22 protein-coding genes are annotated in these 17933 nt (G+C 34.6%); 17 read left to right on the top strand and 5 right to left on the bottom strand.

All coding sequences use genetic code 11. The features are described from left to right. Nucleotides 1-80: 80 nt before the first annotated feature. Nucleotides 81-809 carry a sigma 54-interacting transcriptional regulator gene (locus ACMX9J_RS23475; protein WP_416226263.1) on the top strand — a complete coding sequence of 243 codons (729 nt, stop codon included), beginning with the start codon at nt 81-83 and terminating at the stop codon, nt 807-809. A gap of 59 nt (nt 810-868) precedes the next feature. On the opposite strand, the gene ACMX9J_RS23470 is transcribed toward ACMX9J_RS23475, so the two are convergent. Next, complete coding sequence (locus ACMX9J_RS23470) at nt 869-1945, bottom strand: cyanophycinase (protein ID WP_033578531.1); 1077 nt, start codon at nt 1943-1945, stop codon at nt 869-871. A gap of 424 nt (nt 1946-2369) precedes the next feature. Between ACMX9J_RS23470 and ACMX9J_RS23465 the strand changes: the two genes are divergently transcribed. The 3 genes from ACMX9J_RS23465 (at nt 2370) to ACMX9J_RS23455 (ending at nt 5289) form a co-directional block, all read left to right on the top strand. Continuing rightward, nucleotides 2370-3638 carry an MFS transporter gene (locus ACMX9J_RS23465; protein ID WP_098627169.1) on the top strand — a complete coding sequence of 423 codons (1269 nt, stop codon included), beginning with the start codon at nt 2370-2372 and terminating at the stop codon, nt 3636-3638. A gap of 406 nt (nt 3639-4044) precedes the next feature. Further along, entirely contained in the window at nt 4045-4791 is a 747-nt protein-coding gene (locus ACMX9J_RS23460) for an SDR family oxidoreductase (RefSeq protein ID WP_098113404.1), read from the top strand. Nucleotides 4792-4902: 111 nt separating this feature from the next. Beyond that, nucleotides 4903-5289, top strand: coding sequence for a MerR family transcriptional regulator (locus tag ACMX9J_RS23455; RefSeq protein ID WP_033578534.1), 387 nt, complete (start codon nt 4903-4905; stop codon nt 5287-5289). A gap of 109 nt (nt 5290-5398) precedes the next feature. Here the strand turns inward: ACMX9J_RS23455 and ACMX9J_RS23450 are convergent, their stop codons facing one another. Continuing rightward, nucleotides 5399-6145, bottom strand: coding sequence for a uridine phosphorylase (locus ACMX9J_RS23450; protein WP_328153312.1), 747 nt, complete (start codon nt 6143-6145; stop codon nt 5399-5401). 286 nt (nt 6146-6431) lie between these two features. Here ACMX9J_RS23450 and ACMX9J_RS23445 point away from each other — a divergent pair, with 286 nt between their 5' ends. The 3 genes from ACMX9J_RS23445 to ACMX9J_RS23435 all read left to right on the top strand — a co-directional run bounded on the left by ACMX9J_RS23445 (nt 6432) and on the right by ACMX9J_RS23435 (nt 8418). Further along, nucleotides 6432-7004, top strand: a complete 573-nt coding sequence (locus ACMX9J_RS23445) for a GNAT family N-acetyltransferase (protein ID WP_416226253.1) — start codon at nt 6432-6434, stop codon at nt 7002-7004. Between the two features lie 51 nt (nt 7005-7055). Next, a complete protein-coding gene (locus ACMX9J_RS23440; protein WP_071275854.1) occupies nt 7056-7505 on the top strand; it encodes a GNAT family N-acetyltransferase in 450 nt (149 codons plus the stop codon). Nucleotides 7506-7653: 148 nt separating this feature from the next. After that, a complete protein-coding gene (locus ACMX9J_RS23435; protein WP_325075767.1) occupies nt 7654-8418 on the top strand; it encodes a class I SAM-dependent methyltransferase in 765 nt (254 codons plus the stop codon). Nucleotides 8419-8497: 79 nt separating this feature from the next. On the opposite strand, the gene ACMX9J_RS23430 is transcribed toward ACMX9J_RS23435, so the two are convergent. Beyond that, nucleotides 8498-9145, bottom strand: a complete 648-nt coding sequence (locus tag ACMX9J_RS23430) for a YczE/YyaS/YitT family protein (protein WP_034265164.1) — start codon at nt 9143-9145, stop codon at nt 8498-8500. Between the two features lie 114 nt (nt 9146-9259). Here ACMX9J_RS23430 and ACMX9J_RS23425 point away from each other — a divergent pair, with 114 nt between their 5' ends. Beyond that, nucleotides 9260-9712 carry a MarR family winged helix-turn-helix transcriptional regulator gene (locus tag ACMX9J_RS23425; RefSeq protein ID WP_416226252.1) on the top strand — a complete coding sequence of 151 codons (453 nt, stop codon included), beginning with the start codon at nt 9260-9262 and terminating at the stop codon, nt 9710-9712. Between the two features lie 19 nt (nt 9713-9731). Continuing rightward, nucleotides 9732-10259: a GNAT family N-acetyltransferase gene (locus ACMX9J_RS23420; protein ID WP_033578540.1), complete on the top strand. Its 528-nt coding sequence runs from the start codon at nt 9732-9734 to the stop codon at nt 10257-10259. Nucleotides 10260-10555: 296 nt separating this feature from the next. Here the strand turns inward: ACMX9J_RS23420 and ACMX9J_RS23415 are convergent, their stop codons facing one another. Then, complete coding sequence (locus ACMX9J_RS23415) at nt 10556-11137, bottom strand: metalloregulator ArsR/SmtB family transcription factor (RefSeq protein WP_028413907.1); 582 nt, start codon at nt 11135-11137, stop codon at nt 10556-10558. A gap of 329 nt (nt 11138-11466) precedes the next feature. Between ACMX9J_RS23415 and ACMX9J_RS23410 the strand changes: the two genes are divergently transcribed. Then, nucleotides 11467-12135, top strand: coding sequence for a type 1 glutamine amidotransferase domain-containing protein (locus ACMX9J_RS23410; RefSeq protein WP_028413906.1), 669 nt, complete (start codon nt 11467-11469; stop codon nt 12133-12135). A gap of 121 nt (nt 12136-12256) precedes the next feature. Here ACMX9J_RS23410 and ACMX9J_RS23405 read toward each other — a convergent pair whose 3' ends face one another. Then, complete coding sequence (locus ACMX9J_RS23405) at nt 12257-12451, bottom strand: hypothetical protein (protein WP_013056341.1); 195 nt, start codon at nt 12449-12451, stop codon at nt 12257-12259. A 236-nt stretch (nt 12452-12687) separates the two neighbouring features. On the opposite strand from ACMX9J_RS23405, the gene ACMX9J_RS23400 reads away from it, so the two are divergent. The 7 genes from ACMX9J_RS23400 (at nt 12688) to ACMX9J_RS23370 (ending at nt 17329) form a co-directional block, all read left to right on the top strand. After that, nucleotides 12688-13152 carry a hypothetical protein gene (locus tag ACMX9J_RS23400; protein WP_033578541.1) on the top strand — a complete coding sequence of 155 codons (465 nt, stop codon included), beginning with the start codon at nt 12688-12690 and terminating at the stop codon, nt 13150-13152. A 45-nt stretch (nt 13153-13197) separates the two neighbouring features. Beyond that, complete coding sequence (locus ACMX9J_RS23395; protein WP_028413904.1) at nt 13198-13560, top strand: hypothetical protein; 363 nt, start codon at nt 13198-13200, stop codon at nt 13558-13560. Continuing rightward, entirely contained in the window at nt 13526-13780 is a 255-nt protein-coding gene (locus ACMX9J_RS23390) for a DUF6980 family protein (RefSeq protein ID WP_084595933.1), read from the top strand. Before ACMX9J_RS23395 ends, ACMX9J_RS23390 begins: the two co-directional genes overlap by 35 nt. Before the next feature lie 645 nt (nt 13781-14425). Continuing rightward, on the top strand, nt 14426-14950 hold the full coding sequence (locus tag ACMX9J_RS23385) for a hypothetical protein (protein ID WP_033578545.1): 525 nt from the start codon (nt 14426-14428) through the stop codon (nt 14948-14950). 82 nt (nt 14951-15032) lie between these two features. Further along, nucleotides 15033-15332 carry a hypothetical protein gene (locus ACMX9J_RS23380; RefSeq protein WP_028413899.1) on the top strand — a complete coding sequence of 100 codons (300 nt, stop codon included), beginning with the start codon at nt 15033-15035 and terminating at the stop codon, nt 15330-15332. 717 nt (nt 15333-16049) lie between these two features. Further along, nucleotides 16050-16265, top strand: coding sequence for a DUF6366 family protein (locus ACMX9J_RS23375; protein ID WP_034265158.1), 216 nt, complete (start codon nt 16050-16052; stop codon nt 16263-16265). 392 nt (nt 16266-16657) lie between these two features. Beyond that, nucleotides 16658-17329 (top strand): HAD hydrolase-like protein, encoded by a 672-nt coding sequence (locus ACMX9J_RS23370; protein WP_028413897.1) that lies wholly within the window; start codon nt 16658-16660, stop codon nt 17327-17329. The last annotated feature ends 604 nt before the right edge of the window (nt 17330-17933 follow it).

Here is a 17933-nt window from a genome sequence, read left to right as displayed (position 1 = left end):
GGGGTACGTACGGTTCGGGGGGGAGTTCTCGGAAACCTAAGACCGAGAGGTCTTAAGGCGCCGGGTTCTTACCCTACGATATCAGCCCGCGTTTACAAACTCAGCTTTTAAGGGTGCTTCAAGAAAAAGAAATTAGGCGGGTAGGAGGTACAAGAGTCATTCCGATTAATGTAAGAATCATAGCAGCCACTCACAACAATTTACTACATAAAATGAAAGAAGGTCTGTTTCGAGAAGATCTGTACTATCGTTTACATGTATTATCTTTAACGATTCCTCCTTTAAGATATAGAAGAACCGATATTCCTTTACTGATTCATCATTTTATGTCCAAATCGAAAACGTGGACGCATATCCATCCAGAAGCGATGAAGCTGCTTATCGAACATGAATGGTTAGGAAATATAAGAGAATTAAAAGGCGTAATTGAGTATTTACTTACCGTCTGCGATGACAACGAAGTGAAAGCAAAAGACGTAGAGTATAGGCTTAGTAGTCAAAAAGAAGATCATTCTTTGTATGAAGTTGAAAATGAATCGGTTGACTTAATCGAACTTCAAGAAAATCGTGCCCTGTTAGAAACGATAAAACAGTGTAATGATACAGGAAAAGCAGCAAGCAGAAAGTGGATCACCCAGCATTTAAAAGGCTTTACGCTTACAGAACAGCAGGTGAGAAATCGTTTGGATGTACTAGAAGAAAAAGAGTATATTATAAAGCGCAGAGGCAGAGCCGGAACGAAAATAACAGAAAAAGGACTGCATTATCTATATCATTTAAAAACAAAACAGCATTTAATCAATCCTTGATGTGCGTAAGGAAGGGAAACTTTACTGATCAAGCTTCCCTTTTCTTATTCAATTACCGTTTACGGCTGATTTCCGCCGTAAACTTTTCCTGTAGAAGAAGTAATAACACCGCTGTTTACGTTTAAAGTATAAGCTAATCCTCCAGAACCTGTCCAAGTGGAAAGATTAAAAGTGCTGCCATTAAATAGTTTATAGATAGAAATATTATTAAACGTCAGCGGCTGACCGTTTGCACAAGTGGTAGGAGCCATATTCGTTTTAGCTAGATAAACAGCTGCATTTGTAGAGCCCGGCTGTGTTACGACCTTAGCTGAACCATCTTTTTCTACCAACAGTGCTGACTGTTCATTAACAGCAATCCCTTTTGCGCTTGTTCCAGTTTCTTCTCCATCTTTAATATTACGTGCAAGAAAGGTTAAAAAGCGTCCCATTCTATCTCGTTGTTCAAAATGGGTGTCTGTTTGAATGTTGTTGTTATGAGGTGTTTGAATCAAATAATCTGTAAAGGAAATAAGAGAACTATAAGGATTGTTTAGCGCTGTTTTAGAATCTAAAGTTGTAGAGCCTGCTGAGATAGAGTCGTAAATGTGATCCCCTTGAATCATAGTACCAGCACTTGTTCCTCCAAAAGGAATGCCTTGATTAATACGATTATTTAATGCTGTAAGAGCGGGAGACCCTTCTAAAAAATCTACATAATCAGCTTGATTGCCTCCAGCAAAAAAGATGCCTTCTGCTTTGTTAATCTTATCTATTAAAGAAGAGTCTGAACCTGCTCTTATTAAATCATCGACGACAATTGTGCTAACAGAGTTAAGAGGCTTACCTATGCTTTTTGCTAGGTCGTAGATATAAGAGTTATAGGCATCAGTACCCGTCGCTCTTATAACTAAGAAATCTCCGCCGTTTGCCTTTTGAATCATCCATTTGAACGCTTCATCTACATCGATGCTTCCACCCATATAGACTTGTCCAAAGCTTGTACTAGTCGCTTTGTCTGCAGTACTTCCGACTTGATAAAGTGTATAAGGTGCAGATGCAGCAGAAGCTGAAATGGGCAGTAAAAGAGATGCTGCGAGAACAGCACCAGTAATGACCTGCTTTTTAATACTTTTCTTACGTTTAACTTTTTTCATAAAATTCTCCTCCTTTAGTAAGTGTTCATAAATGAACATGCAAGTTTTATACCAACTTATTAAACAGCTGAAAAGCTGTGAAAGAAGAGGTCTTTTGAAAAAAACACGGGTGATATAGGTTCTTTATGGGTTCTTATTGAATTGCTTTATAACCAAAAATGACAAGAAGAACTCTAACTTGGATGCCTAATAGTGAAAGGGAAATAGTAAAGGATATATTTTAAAAGTCCATACCTCATTGAAAAATAACCTTTAAAAACTTAAAATTATCATAGAAAGGAAAAACAAGGATAAAAAGAAGAGCTGTCCGCAATAGCGACCTATTTATCAAACAGACCTTCATTCTATCAATATCTTCATCTCTTAAACGTTTTCCACCAGCATTTCTACGCAGAAAAAATTATACATGAGAGGATCTATCAAAATGAACAAGCAGGAAAGTAGTTATAGATGGGTGGTTTTTGGAACCGCTCTATTAGCGTATTATTTGATTGTCAGTCAACGAACAGCCCCCGGACTTATTACCGAGCAGTTAATGAAAGATTTTCACGTTTCAGCATCCGTTATAGGATTGATGACGAGTATACAATTTTTAGCCTATGCAGGCCTTCAGATTCCTGTTGGTTTACTTTCTGACCGGTACGGTCCAAATCGATTTCTTATCATCGGATCGCTTTTAACCGGAATAGGAAGCCTTATCTACAGCACATCTCCCAACGAATATGTGTTAATTTTCTCTCGTTTGCTAGTCGGTACCGGAGACTCCATGATTTTTGTCAATTTAGTGTTAATTTTAAGTCAGTGGTTCAAGGGAAATGAGTTTGTAAAGCTTTTAGGTTTAATTGGGCTGGTAGGAAGTGTGGGGTCATTATCAGCTACCGTGCCTTTATCTATGTGGATCTCCTTTTCAGGCTGGAGAGTTCCTTTTCTTAGTATAGGTCTAGTTTTAATCGCGGTATCTTATTTGCTTTATGTCGTTTTAGTTATAAAACCTAAACGATTATTTGTAGATGATGCTAAAGCAAATAAAGCCTCTGTTAAGACTCAAGAAAGCGTATGGGCGATCCTAAAAAGGGTAATGACGACTCGTCAAGCATGGGCAACATTTCTTTGTCATTTTGGTGTAGTAGGTACATATATAGGTTTTATTGGCTCTTGGGGAGTTCCTTATGGCATGAATGTGTTTCATTTATCTCGCGCTGATGCAAGTCAGCTTATTATGTATGGTTTGTTTGGCGCTATGATTGGCGGACCTTTAATTAGCTGGATATCAAGCAGGTTAAACTCCATTAAAAAAATCTATTCACTCGTCCATCTTATTGTGGTGCTTAGCTGGACAGGATTATTATTAACGGGAGTGAAACCTTCATTCGTGCTAGTCGTTATTTTACTTTTTATCATCGGATTTGGAAACGGCGCAAGCGCTTTGACATTTGCCGTAGTACGTCAATCTTTTTCAGTAAAAGAAGTAGGAGTTGTATCAGGTTTTGCTAATATGGGAGGCTTTTTAAGCGCCGTATTATTACCTAGTATTTTCGGAAATGTCCTTGATTTATTCCCTGAACGCTCGCTGCACGTGGGCTATCATTATGCTTTTATGATTCCCATTTTGTTTTCAATGATGGGGTTGTTAGGTGTCTTACTAATTAAAGAAAAAGGAAAAAAGGAGCAGAAGGTGCTTCATGCTTCTTAATTGGCTTTGAATAAGTAAGTTTCAGCACACAAGCGTGTATCTGTAGTATAAGACATATATTATGTGGTTATTCCCGATATAAATCCTTAAAAAGAATGTAACAGGTAAAGCTTACTTTAATGTATAGCGGGGGATACAAAGGAAAATGATTAAGTAAATACAAATTAAAGGAAAACGAAAAGAGAATTACAGAAAAAAAACAGTTCTTGAAAAGGCTCTATAGATACTAATAGCAGCATTTTTACATAATAAATAAGAAAAAGTTTTATAAAATCCTTGCGTTAAAGCTGACTTTAGGAGATAAGCTATTACTGTACCAGCTAACACAGCGAAAAACAGCAGGTCATAGACTTGCTTTCTCACTAAAGGTAGAAATCAGTTAAAACAGAAAGGATGAATGTTTATTATGTCTAACACAAAAGGTAAAGTTGTCATTATTACAGGTGCTTCTAGCGGAATCGGCGAAGCAACAGCAAAAGAGCTTTCAGCAAAAGGAGCAAAGCTTGTTTTAGCAGCTCGTCGTGAAGATCGTTTGAAAGCATTACAAGAAGATATCAAAGCAAACGGCGGAGAAGCAATCTACAAAGTAGTAGACGTAACGTCTCACGAACAAATGCAAGAGCTAGCACAAGATGCGCTTTCAGCATTTGGACGTATTGATGTGCTTGTGAACAACGCGGGTCTTATGCCATTATCTCTTCTACGCAACCAAAAAGTAGATGAGTGGAATACAATGATTGATGTGAACATTAAAGGTGTTCTTTACGGAATCTCAGCAGTTCTTCCAGCAATGAGAGAACAAAAAGACGGACATGTGATTAACTTGTCTTCAGTAGCTGGACACGCAGTAGGTGCTGGAAGTGCCGTGTACAGTGCAACCAAATTTGCGGTTAAAGCGATCACAGAAGGTCTTCGTCTAGAAGAATCAGCTGGCGGAAGCAACATTCGTGCAACGAACATTTCTCCAGGAGCGATTGCAACAGAACTAAAAGAAACAATCACGGATACAGATTTAAAATCAGGTATCGATGAATTCTATAAAGGTGCGATTGAAGTAGAAAGCATCGCACGCGCGATTGCGTTTGCGATCGAAGAGCCAGCTGGTGTGGCAGTAAACGAAATGATCATTCGTCCTGTACATCAAGAATGGTAATTTGAGGATCCTATCAAGTCAAAAGTTGTCCAGAGAGTAACCTCACTCTTTGGACAGCTTTTTCTATTTGTACCATTGATACGCATATGAAGAAAATAGGAGTGAAATCACATGTCTTATACAATGAGAGACATGCAAGAAAAAACGGGGCTGTCTGCTCCTACATTGCGCTACTACGAAAAGGAAGGTATTTTACCCTTTGTTGAACGAAACGAACATGACCAGCGCCTATATACTGATCAGAATATTGAGTGGGTTAAGTTTATTTTAGCTTTACGCGCAACTGGGATGCCTCTTGCTGAAATCAAGCAATATGTAGAGTCATATAAAAAAGGCGAAAGTACAATCAGCGAACGTAGAAACATGATGCTTCAGCATAAAAAGAAAGTAGAAGCAGATATGTCGCAAACTTACCTCCACCTAGAACGAATTAATTATAAACTTGCCCTGTATGATACGTTGGAAGCTGGTTTAAACAATAAACAAATAAAAATTTAAATGCTGACAACAGAGAATCCTGTTTATAAACAAACTATAAAGGTGTTAAAAACTGCGAAACAAATAAAAGAAGATAACTGAATAGTTATCTTCTTTTATTTGTTCTATTTTAGTATGTACTGCTTAAATAAAGAGCCACATCGCGAATGGCTTTATCAGTTTCACTTTCTATTAACTCTCTGTCCTTTGTATACGAATAAAGAGTATCGCCGTGAAGAAGGTGGTCTGATAAATTTAACAAGCCCACAGCGCGCTTGTTGAATTTATGAGCAATCGCTAAAGTGGTAGCTGTCTCCATATCCACGCCGAGAAAATCTGCAAGTGACCATTCTTTTACCATATTATGCGTCTCCATAAGCATGGCACCCATACTGACCACATGTCCTTTAATATAGCTGTAGCCTTTTTGTTCACAATATCTGCAGGCGGCTTCCACTAGCTCTTTGTCAGCTTCTACAAGCGTTTGGTCTGGTAAATACCAGTGCGATACGCCGTCTTGCATTTGTGCTGCAGATACAATTAAGATATCTCCATATTGTATAGTTGAAGATAAGCCTCCAAAATATCCCGTTTGAATAAATAGGTCGGTTCCGCTGGCGGCAAATTGATGTACGATGTTTGATGCCATTGGACTGCCGTACACATTCGCAAACCCTATATTTCTGTTTTTGAACTTACCTACCACCGTGTTCCATTTAGGCATATGAACATTGGTAGATAAAATCTCTTTCCATAAGCTTAGATTATCTTGGAATCCCCACTCACCATGAATAATAAATGCATTAGGCAGCTCTTTTTCTGATAGCTTTAATACGTTTAGCCAATCTTCTTTTTCAAAATCTCCGTACAGTTTCATATCGTTCTCCTTACTTTTTACATTTAGACTAGTTGGAGAAGAATTCTTCATTTCTATCTTTTATTCCTTTAATTTTTAAAACGAACAAATACAAAATAAATGACGGTTCTGATTTAGAAATGAAGAATTGCGTGCTTTTTTGCTTGTTTTTCGACAAATATTTATGACTAAAAAAGGAATTCACTAATAATAAAAGAACTTTTTTACTAACCGTTATTTAAATTAGATAAAGCTGTGAGAAAAGATCCGTTCAGTTAATGAATGGATAAGAGGAGGGAAAGTACAGGTGTCAAATCATTTTCCCATAATTAAAACAAAAAGACTTTTACTAAGGGAAATTGTAGCAGAAGACGCAAGCAATATTTTAAAATACCTATCCGATAAAGAAGTAATGAAGCACTGCGGTTTAGAGCCTTTTACAGCGGTTGAAGATGCTTTAAATGAGATTTCATGGTATAAATCAATTTTAAACAAAAGATCTGGAATAAGATGGGGCATTACTCTTAAAGAACAAGACGACATTATTGGCAGCTGCGGGTTTCTTAATCGAGTTCATGACCATTACCGTACGGAAATTGGTTATGAATTAGCCAGAGACTACTGGGGAAATGGAATTGCTAATGAGGCATTGGGCGCGGTCATAAAATATGGGTTTACACATTTTAACTTACGGAGAATCGAAGCTTTGATAGAGCCTGCTAATGCTGCTTCACAAAAATTAATAAAAAAGCACGGCTTTATAAAAGAAGGCCTATTAAGAAGCTATGAATTTACGTGTGGAAAATTTGATGATTTGTACATGTATTCTTTATTAAAACAAGATTTTGACAGGCTTCAACCACATGAAGAGAATATCTAGACATCGTTATTGAGAATACGAATAGCACAATGACAGATAAGGGGAAAATGTATGGCCTATCTTAATGTTGATATTGTTCACTATCATCCTCAATTTGCTGAGGCAACGGTAAAAATGTGGAGAGATAGTAAAGAAAAAGCGATTGGACAAAAGGAAATGCACAGTTTTGACCGTCATGTTTATTTTTTAGATCATATATTGTCAGCACACTATAAAGTTGAATTAGCGTTAATAGATGAACAAATAGTAGGAATGGTCGCCTATAACGCTGATGAAATTAACCAGCTGTACATTCATATAGATTATCAAGGGAGAGGAATCGGACAGCGATTGCTTGAAAGAGCCAAAGCAGAATCAAATGGAAAATTAACATTACGTACATTTGAACAAAATAAAAACGCACAGCGATTTTACGAAAAACACGGCTTCAGTATTATAAAAAGAGGAGGTGAAAACGAAGAGAAACTGCCCGATATTACATATGAATGGACAAATAAATGAAAAATACGTAATTCGGATGAAGGAGCGGTTATTTTGAATAAGTTAGCATATGAAACATAACAACGCTGCCTGTATGTTCGTGGCCCGCCTTTTACTAGTTTAGGATAGATGATTAATGCTGACTGACTATTAAAAGGAGGATTTTAACATGATAACGGACAAACATTTTTTAAATGCTGTAAACAATACAAATGTTGATTTTACTGGATGGGATTTTTCTATTATTACTCGTACTGGTCGTATGGATAGCGATATGCTTTCGTGGTCATACGGAAGTGAAGCTTTTCGCCTTATTCAAAACTCTAATGCTGCTTTAGATATGGGAACAGGAGGAGGAGAGTTTTTATCTTTGTTACAACCTTTTCCTCGCGTTATGTATGCTACCGAAGGATACAAACCTAACGTTCCAATCGCTAAAAAACGGTTAGAGCCATTTGGTGTCACAGTTGTTGAACGAACTGAAAACGAGAATCTACCGTTTAAAGATGGTACATTTGATTTAATTTTGAACCAGCACGAAGCTTTTTGTGCTTCTGAAGTGAGAAGGATTTTGTCTAAGGGAGGCACGTTTTTCACTCAGCAAGTGGGAGGGTTAGACTGTTCACGAATCAATGAATGTATAGGGGTTCCAATAAATAAAGAGTTTTGTAATTGGAATTTAAAGAAAGCAATAGAAGAGCTTAGACAAAGTTCTTTTAACATCATCTTTTGCAAGGAAGAGTTTCCTGTGCAGAGATTTTATGATATCGGGGCGCTAGTTTTTTATCTAAATGCAATTCCTTGGCAAGTTCCTAATTTTGATATAGAAACACATATCGGCGGATTGTATAATATCCATCAAATTATACAGTCTCAAGGGTTTTTCGACGTAGAACAACATCGTTTTATTATTAAAGCTGAGGCAAAAAAATAGAGTAATCACACACAGAAGGCGGATCTCTAACTGGAGATCCGCTTTTTGTGCATGAAAACCATGATATAGACAGAATTAGTTACGTAATGGAACGTTTATGATCTTTAATATGATTTTTTAATGTATGAGATGTTGGTAATATGCAGTCTACTGCTTTTTGAGTAATGGGCATAAAGAAATTAAGCAGCACGCCGCCTAAACACACGGTTAATAACGTTCCAACACCAATTGGTCCGTTTAAAAATATTGCAGCTAGTAAGAATGTGAGGTAAATAAATGTTCTTGAAAGAAATAAATTGGTTTTAGCTAGTTTTTGTATGATTAATGTTAAGCGGTCAATTGGAATAGGTGCAAAATTTGTATGTAAATAGGCTGAGGTTCCTACTCCTATAATGATTAAACCGATTCCGAAACAACATACTTTGCTGTACCAACTTTCGAACGTAATCCAATTCTTTAAGAAAAAAAGCCATATATCGATACCAAGACCTGTTATGAATGCTGTTAACAGTCCCAGTATTTCTGGCTTTTGTTTGCTTAAAAGAGAATTACCACAAATTAAAATACAGGCAAGTATAATCTCCCAGCTTCCAACGCTAAAACCTACGTTTAGTGACAGTCCAACCAACAGTGCATCAAAAGGTGAAGCTCCTAGGTTAGATTGTATCGTCAAAGCAATTCCAAGAGTTAATAGTAAAATTCCTCCTGCATAAACAACATACTTCACTGTCATCATCCTTTTTTTTGTTTTTTTGTTGCAAATGCAACTATTTTGAGATACATTAAATGTAGATTATTTTTATTGTATTTGCAACAAAAATATGTATAAAGGAGATATTTTATGAGTGAAATTCTGCGTGAAATTGGCATGATAGCAAGAGCATTGGATTCGATCAGTAATATAGAATTTAAAGAGTATGATCTGACTAAGGGGCAGTATTTGTATTTAGTGCGAATATGTGAAAACCCCGGAATCATTCAGGAAAAATTAGCTGAAATGATAAAAGTAGATCGCACAACAGCGGCTCGGGCTATAAAAAAGCTTGAAATGAATGGTTTTATTGAAAAGAAAGATGATCCCCATAATAAAAAAAATAAAAAACTTTTTCCTACTGAAAAAGGGAAGAACGTATACCCGTTTATAAAAAGAGAAAATGATTATTCGGATAAAGTGGCATTAGAAGGTTTTACCCAGGAAGAAGCAGATACCATTCTTAAGCTAGTTCAAAGAGTAAGAAAAAATATCGAAACAGACTGGGAGTTTGTCAAAAAAGGAAACAAGAGAAATTATTGATGATATAAAGGAGAGGGGCATGTCAGTGATGATGCATATAAAAAAGTGTATTCTTGAAGATGTATATGATCTTCAAGACGTTAGCTATAAAACGTTTTATGAGACATTTAAAGATCAGAATTCACAAGAAAATATGACAGCTTATTTAGAAAAAGCATTTACAATCGAACAGCTAGAAAAAGAACTATCCAATACGTCTTCGCAATTCTTTTTTATGTATGTTAATCATGAAATTGCAGGTTATTTAAAGGTTAATATGAATGACGCTCAGTCTGAAGAGATGGGGGAAGAAGCGCTTGAAATTGAAAGAATTTATATAGGTAACAGCTTTCAAAAACAAGGACTTGGTAAACATTTATTTAATAAAGCAGTAGAGATAGCAACGACATTTAATAAAAAGAAAATTTGGTTAGGCGTATGGGAAAAAAATAAAAATGCGATTGCTTTTTACAAGAAACAGGGATTTGTTCAAATTGGATCTCACTCATTTTATATGGGAGACGAAGAACAAATAGATCTCATCATGGTTAAAACACTTTTTTTATAGTTTTAAAAAATAAGGATTATTCACTAATTTAACTGGTAGAGGATAATCCTTATTGCATACAGAGATTTTATGCTTTTTTTTCAAAGCAGATGCTTTTAGGGGAAGCAGTAAGCAAACTAATATGGTTGCTGTGCCAACACATAGGAGAATGAAATTAATGTCACATGCTTACCAAAATGTTGGCTTCTTTCATTTTGGAAATTACATTTTTACTTTAATTCTATTTGAAACAACACAAACTAATTAGACATATATCGAATTAGAAGGCTTAAAAAATGAACGTTTTTACGTCCACTTTAATAAATAACGGGCCACATCTCTTTCGGATTTAACTCGTATTCTCCATTTTGCCTATACATAAAATGCTGCATAATTAACTCTCTGCGAATCGTTGCATAATCTTCATGATATTTTTTAATATGTTCATTTAATTCTTTTTCTGGATACGTTTTTCCGTGCTGTAAATCACGTATTAAATAGGCTAATATTACGTTCTTTTTCTTTCTTTGACTTGGAATAATTTTTAAAGTACCGTCACTATTTATAAAGTTTTTAACAATAGATAATTTGTCTTTATCCTGTAAATGGTTGTCTTGATTTTCCATCGAATCCTCTCCAATACTTAAAATAGCCTTCGAGTTATATTCAAGTCTTTCAAGGTCTAGATAAAAATAAATAATGTTTCCTTGTCTTCTTTGATAAACAATTCCTACATCTCTTAGCTTTGAAATATGATGAGTAATAGTTGAAGGTTGCAACCCCAGCTTATAAGCAATTGCTTGCCCGTGAAGAGGTCCTTTTTTTAATAGTGAAATAATTCTAATCCTGGTAGGATCACCAACGGCTTTATGATAATTAACCAACTTATCTAATTGCATAGCTGAATACCTTCTCTCTTTAATTTGATATACATCTAATTAGATATTAATCGAATTAGATGTATATGTCAAAAAAGTGAAAATATTTAAAGTGAAGACTTGTCACACTGTATATAAAAAACCGGCTCCATCTAATCTTCAAAGTATAAAAAAGAGCCTGCTTCTCCGTATAATTTAACCATTATTTTCACCTGTTCTTTTTACTAGTAAGAAAAAGTTACCATGTTTTCATCAAATAATACCGGGGAACATATTCAAAGAGATAAATGAATTATTATTATTAAGGATACATGTATGTAAATAATAAATGAAAAAGGAATGAGTAAATCATGGCAGGAAATTCAAAAGTTTTAATGGTTGTTACAAATGGACATACGATGGAAAATGGAGAGCTTGCTGGAATTTGGCTTACAGAATTCTCTGAAGCATATTTAGAATTTAAAAAAGAAGGATACGAAGTAGTCGTAGCAAGTCCAAAAGGCGGAAAATCACCTGTGGATCCTAACAGCTTAACAGATGATGTGACGGACGAAGACAAAGAAGCAGGAAAACTTTTAGAGAATACAAAATCATTAGCTGAAGTAAGTTCACAAGAATTTGCAGGTATGTTTGTACCTGGAGGGCACGGAACAATGTTTGACTTTCCAGACGATACGCACTTACATCGTTTGCTAACAGAATTTGCTGAAGACGACAAGCTAATTGCAGCGGTATGCCACGGACCGGCAGCTCTTGTAGGCGGAAAGCTTAAAAATGGTGAGCCGATTGTAAAAGGAAAACGTATTACAGCGTTTACTGATTCAGAAGAGAAAGATACAACGTTAGATAAATACATGCCGTTTCTTCTTGAAACAAAGCTTCGTGAGCTAGGCGCCGAGTTTATTGCAAAAGATAATTGGAGCGATCATATTGAAGTAGACGGAAAGCTTTTAACAGGACAAAATCCGCAGTCTACAATCAGCCTAGCAAAAGAATTTGTGCGTGCTTTAAACGCGTAAAAGTATGTATAGCCTTAATGGGGATGTCTCATGAGTGTTTGAGACATCCCCATTTCTTTAGGGTGAAATAAAATGAGAATTAAGGAAAACAAAAAGGGCGGCTATCTAAATAGCTGCCCTTTTATTTATTAGAAGATTTATTTCTGAAAATGTATGTAGTAATTCCTGTCACAATGATAACAGCCACAATACAAATGATCAGACGAACAATCTGTGTCACAAAAATATTATCTGCAATACTCATGTGTTTCGTTAGAATTAACGTTCCATAAGCAGCTAAAACAGATAAAAACATATTGACGATTCGTTGAGCCATGTTGTCGTTACTCCTTTCATTCCACTACTTTACACTTTAACATATGTATTCACTGTAAAAAATATCGAATTACAAGTATGTCAGAAAATCAGCACTCTCGTAAAAGATTCCACACGTAAGGAAGTAGCTGATATCATATTAGTTATGACGACTAAACGCAGTTCAGAGAAGGAAATGAGCTTTCTTTAGTCGAATTTAACATGCTTATATTCTTTTTTTAGATAGGTGGGAAAAGCTTGTTTGATAAATTGAAAAAGCTATTTATGGATAAACAGGGTCAGGAAGCAGATGACAAATACATTCTAGTCCCTGAGAGTGAAATAAATGAGAATTTAAAAAGAGAGATAGTGAAGTTGGAAGAAGTAGGAGAGGCATACAGCGAAAGTCTTCAGCACAAATATAGAAATAAATTTGAACATGATGGTAAGCAGAACTTAAAAATATGGGTGTGTCGAGATATTGATGGCGACCAACTACCAAATCTAAGTTCGGAGCAGTGTCTAGAAAAAGAATATCGTTCCCAAGTTGCGATAAACTTTGATGGATTTACAGATGAAGAAGATGCATACGTTCATTACCTTCAATTATGGTATTACTTTGGTGGGTATTTTAAAGGGACAGGTGCTTTGTATGATTTGTCAAAAAATCATTTAGAAACAGATATTGAAGAAAAGTTAGAAGAATTACTGAAACAGCTATAACCTTTTAGCATAGAGATTATGTGTTAGCACACAGGGGGAAGGAAGATGAGGGGTCGTCCAGAGTTAGAAATAGAAAGGGAAAAAGTTTATAAAACGAAAAAAAATCCTAACGGAACATTTATAGCGCGAATTATTCAAGTGCCTAAGGAAGAAAATATGTTAGATTTCATGTTGGAAATCAAACACTTAAGGAAAAAGGAACTTACTTATAAAAATCTATTAGTAACGACTGAAAACTGGTATGATTCTTTTCGTCTTGCTAGAGGAGATCTGAAATGGGTATCTTTGCATACAGTAGCTGTGTGGGACTGGTTGGGACATAAATTAGTTGAGGTAGCAGCCCCAACCGGTAAGGAAAATTATCGTATTTCAGATGACCACTGTTCAGCTTACCGAGAAAAGCAATAATGACGATATAGTAAGGAGAAAACGAATGAAAAAGCATTGCTGCGATTATATGAATTATTATGTGAACTTTACGTGTGATATTCATAGTGATCCATTTGAGTGTCCAGATAATCTTATCTTATTTGACAAAATGAACAAGGAATACGGTTTAATTATCCATGATGGTGGCTCATCCACTATTGAGATTTCATTTTGTCCATGGTGTGGTGCGGAGCTATGAACTAAGAAATGAAGAGGTATCTTTTGCTTAAGAGATCCTCTTCACTCTTGGAATGGGGGATTATACTTGATCTTACGTTATCTAGCTATGTTATCAGGATTGGGAATAGCTTTATTAAACCTTTTTGACCCTTTACATCAAGGGATTACGCGCTGGTTAATGGTTATCTGTGGCTTGTTGATTTTTATTAGCCATTTAAAATTCATCGTAGATAAGAAGTCAAAAAGAATAGATAATCAAAATAAGACCTACTAATAAGAGTTTCTTTTGACTTAGTACTATTGATAAACGGTGTTATGTAAACGAAAAACTTACTGAATATGTAGTAAAGAAATAAACGAGAGAATTATATGTTATAATAATCATAAATATCCAAATAAAGGAACTTTGTGTTGTTATGAATCGTAAATTTAATTCTCTATTTATCATCTATCCTATCGTTTTCTTTGTAGTGCGTACTGTTTTTTCTTTTGTGAAAAATAGCGCTGCGGAATCTGTCTATGAGACGTTAGCTATACTTGCCATGTATTACTTTGCAGTTAGTGTTTTCTATTCGATTGACTTATATATGCAAAAGAAAAATAGTTAATAGATTAAAAATGCCGAGAGTCAGAGTAAAAACAAACGATATAAAGGAGTCTAACAGTGCGCATTAAGAATTATTTTTTGTTTATCTTTCCACTCATTTTACTATTAGTAGCTAGCTGTGATCCATCTTTTACGCCTAAAGAAAAATACTATTCAAGCACCAAAAGCACAAACCTTGAATTAGAAAACGTTAAATCAGTATCAATAGGCAGTTCTAAATATGACGTAGCAATTGGTTTGAAGAAGAAACCAAAATTTATAGAGGTTACAGAGCAGCCTCCGTATACTACCTACATTTACGGAAAAAGTACAGAAAAGTATGATGTTGAATTTAAAATTGTAGATAATCAAGTCAGCAGATATGACTTGATTAGTAACAAGTATGCTACAGAGAAGGGAATACATACTGGTGACAGCAAACAAAGTGTCGTTAGGGCATATGGTAAAAATTATTACGAAAGAGAAGATACCGGAGCAACAATAATAGGGTATTTTGATAAAACTCATAAACTCAATATTGAGTTTTCTTTAGATGATAAGGACAAAGTTGGAGGGGTTTTGGTTCAAAAATTAAATAATTAAGATGAGTAATGATCATTTATTTGCAAAATGAAATATATTGACTAGTAAATTTCAAATAATAGTAATAGAGGAGAATATGCTGATGCTTGGGGAAACATTTACATTATTAAGGCCTATTTATTACCTGATCGCAGTTTTTTCAGTATGCAATTTGGTGTATATAATTTTCTTGAGAAATAAAGTCAAAGCAAGTAGTTATGTAATCGTCAATTCTTTTTTCTTTTTAATAATTGCAGCAGCCTTATTGTTTCAAGAAGGCATCATTGTAGATGAATTTAATCGTTCAGGTGATTCTGTAACCTTTTATTTAACGATGTTATTGGGCTTTTTGTTTATAGCTAGTTTCATTTTTCAAAGAAAGAAAATGAGAGATAAAAATTGAAGTAAATAAATATAATCATGTTTGCTGTAACTTTCAATATTTGCTCTTTTATGTAAATTGAGTGTTAGAGCGACCAATCTACAACAAATAAAGGGAAAGGATTTTTCTATTGAGCAACTTTATTAAAGTAGTACCGTCAACTTTTATACTTCTCTACATAGTATTCTTCTTTTTAAATATTTCGTATCGTTACGGTGTTTCTTATTTATACAGCTTTTTTCTTTTTTTGTTTTTGTCGTTAATATCTGTAGTTTTATGTTTAGTAATATGGTTTAAGAATAAGGAACGTCTTTTTCTATTTTTGACCGTCGTTTCAATCCTCCAACTTATGTTTACTGTTTTTATTTATCTTTTACCAGAAGCAGGAACCAAACCATTGATCTATGAAAAAGCAATTATAAAAGAAGAGGTTTTAAATAAATAAGCTTACACAAAAAAACTTCAAGAATGTGTATCTAGTATAAGGCTATTAAAGAGATCCCCTTAAATAAAGAGGATCTCTTTGATGTAGGTGTTTGTAATAGTAATTATATTAACTAGAGCTGTATACTTTTTCATTAAAAAGCGTTGTTTCATACTTATTAAAAAAAGAAATGTGTACAGTTAGTTGAGGAAAAGAGATCTGTCACTATAGGTTTCTTTCTTTGTTTCTAAAAAACCATTATTTTATATTTTAACCATAATATGTTATAATGTTTTAAAAATGGTGGTGTGACAATGAGCGAAGATAAAGAAACACCTGAAAGAAGAAGAGAGAGATTAAAACACGAAGAGGTAAAAAGAAATCCAGCTGGGAATATGAACGATGCATTTAATAGAAATGAAGCTGGAAACTTATCTGGTTTAGCAGGCAGCTTAGGATGGAAGGGTCTTGGTGTACTTATTACTGTAATGATTATAGGTTTTATCATTGCGTCACTATTTTTAAAATAATATCAGGTTTATAAATTAAGAGTACTGGAGGCGCTTTTTTGAAAAACTATGCAGTGTTTATTGGTAGTTTTATATTGTTGCTATTTGCTTTTCAAATTGTTTCTGGTCTATTTCTTACACTTACATATGTACCTGAGACTTCACAGCACTTGAGTAGCTCAACGGTCAGTATTTTTTCTGTTAATTATCCATTTTTAAGTTCGATTATAGCGGCCACTTTTTCATTTATTATTTCAAACAAAGTATGTAAAGTTAAGAAGAGTACCTATAAATAAGTAGGTGCTCTTTTTGTGCTGAGAACAGTGATTACTATTTTTAATAAATTACATATTCCTTTTTATGGTATTGTATATAGATACGTATTAAATACTGTTGAAAGAGGGAGATACTTAATGTTGCAATCACTAATCTTTGATATGGATGGAACGCTGTTTCAAACAGATAAAATTTTAGAATTATCACTTGATGATACCTTTAACCATTTGCGTACACTCAACCAGTGGAATACTAGTACTCCTGTTGATAAGTATCGTGAAATCATGGGTGTACCGTTACCCAAAGTATGGGAAGCTTTATTACCTACTCATTCAGGTGAAATAAGAAAGTATACGAATGACTATTTTTTGAAAAGCTTAGTTGAGAATATAAAAAAAGGCAAAGGCGCTTTATACCCTAATGTAAAAGAGGTCTTTAGCTATTTAAAAGAAAATAATTGCTCCATTTACATAGCAAGTAACGGTTTGAAGGAATATTTAGAAGCGATTGTAGACCATTACGATTTGGATAAGTGGGTAACAGAAACATTTAGTATTCAACAAATCCAAACGCTCGATAAAGGAGATTTAGTCAAAACGATTATAAAGAAATACGATGTAAAGCACGCAGCAGTAGTGGGAGACCGTCTATCGGATATCAATGCTGCAAGGGATAATGGTTTAATGGCAGTGGGGTGCAATTTTGATTTTGCTCAAGAAGCTGAGCTTGCACAGGCTGATGTGGTAATAGATGATTTAATGGAGTTAAAAAGGATTGTATCCAACATAAATAGTAGCTTGTCAGTTTAATAGACTGATCCTCGTACATAACCATTATAGATGGTTAATGTCTCAATTTTATTAAGAAAATAAATTTTTTATATGCATGTAAAAGGATAGGTCTTTAAAGGGCTATCCTTTTCGTTTACCTTACAGTATTGGAATCCACTTGATTTTTTAAATCTTCACTGCAGTTTCTGCTCCGTCAATGAACTCACACATATATAGACCTAAATCTACTGAAGTTGAAACATAAGTAATGAGCGGTTCCCCTGTAATTTAAAATTTTTACATAATCTTTTCTTGTCATTAATAAATGGTTTACAATACTGAGCTATGCTTAGGTTAAGATTTCCAAAATAGTTTTATAAGAAGGGAGAGTTTGGATTATGACTTCACATATGATTCGTAAATCTGATAGCGCTCACTTATATATTAGAGGATACAAAATTAAGTTGACACTCAGCCAGTGGAAGCTTGTAAGCACTCAGAGATAATGGTTAACCCAACTGTAAAAGAGGAAAACCTCCATCTTAATTTAGATGGGGTTTTTTGCATTTCTTTTAGTAACTTTTTAATTGGTTAACTATTTAGACTTTATAATAAAAAAGACTAATAAAAGTTAAAAAATGTA

The sequence above is a fragment of the Priestia sp. RMT2NF4 genome, assembly GCF_047872835.1.
Classification (GTDB): Bacteria; Bacillota; Bacilli; order Bacillales; family Bacillaceae_H; genus Priestia; species Priestia zanthoxyli.
The sequence above is the reverse complement of the archived record's forward strand: the minus strand, read 5'-3'. Positions and strand labels throughout refer to the sequence as shown.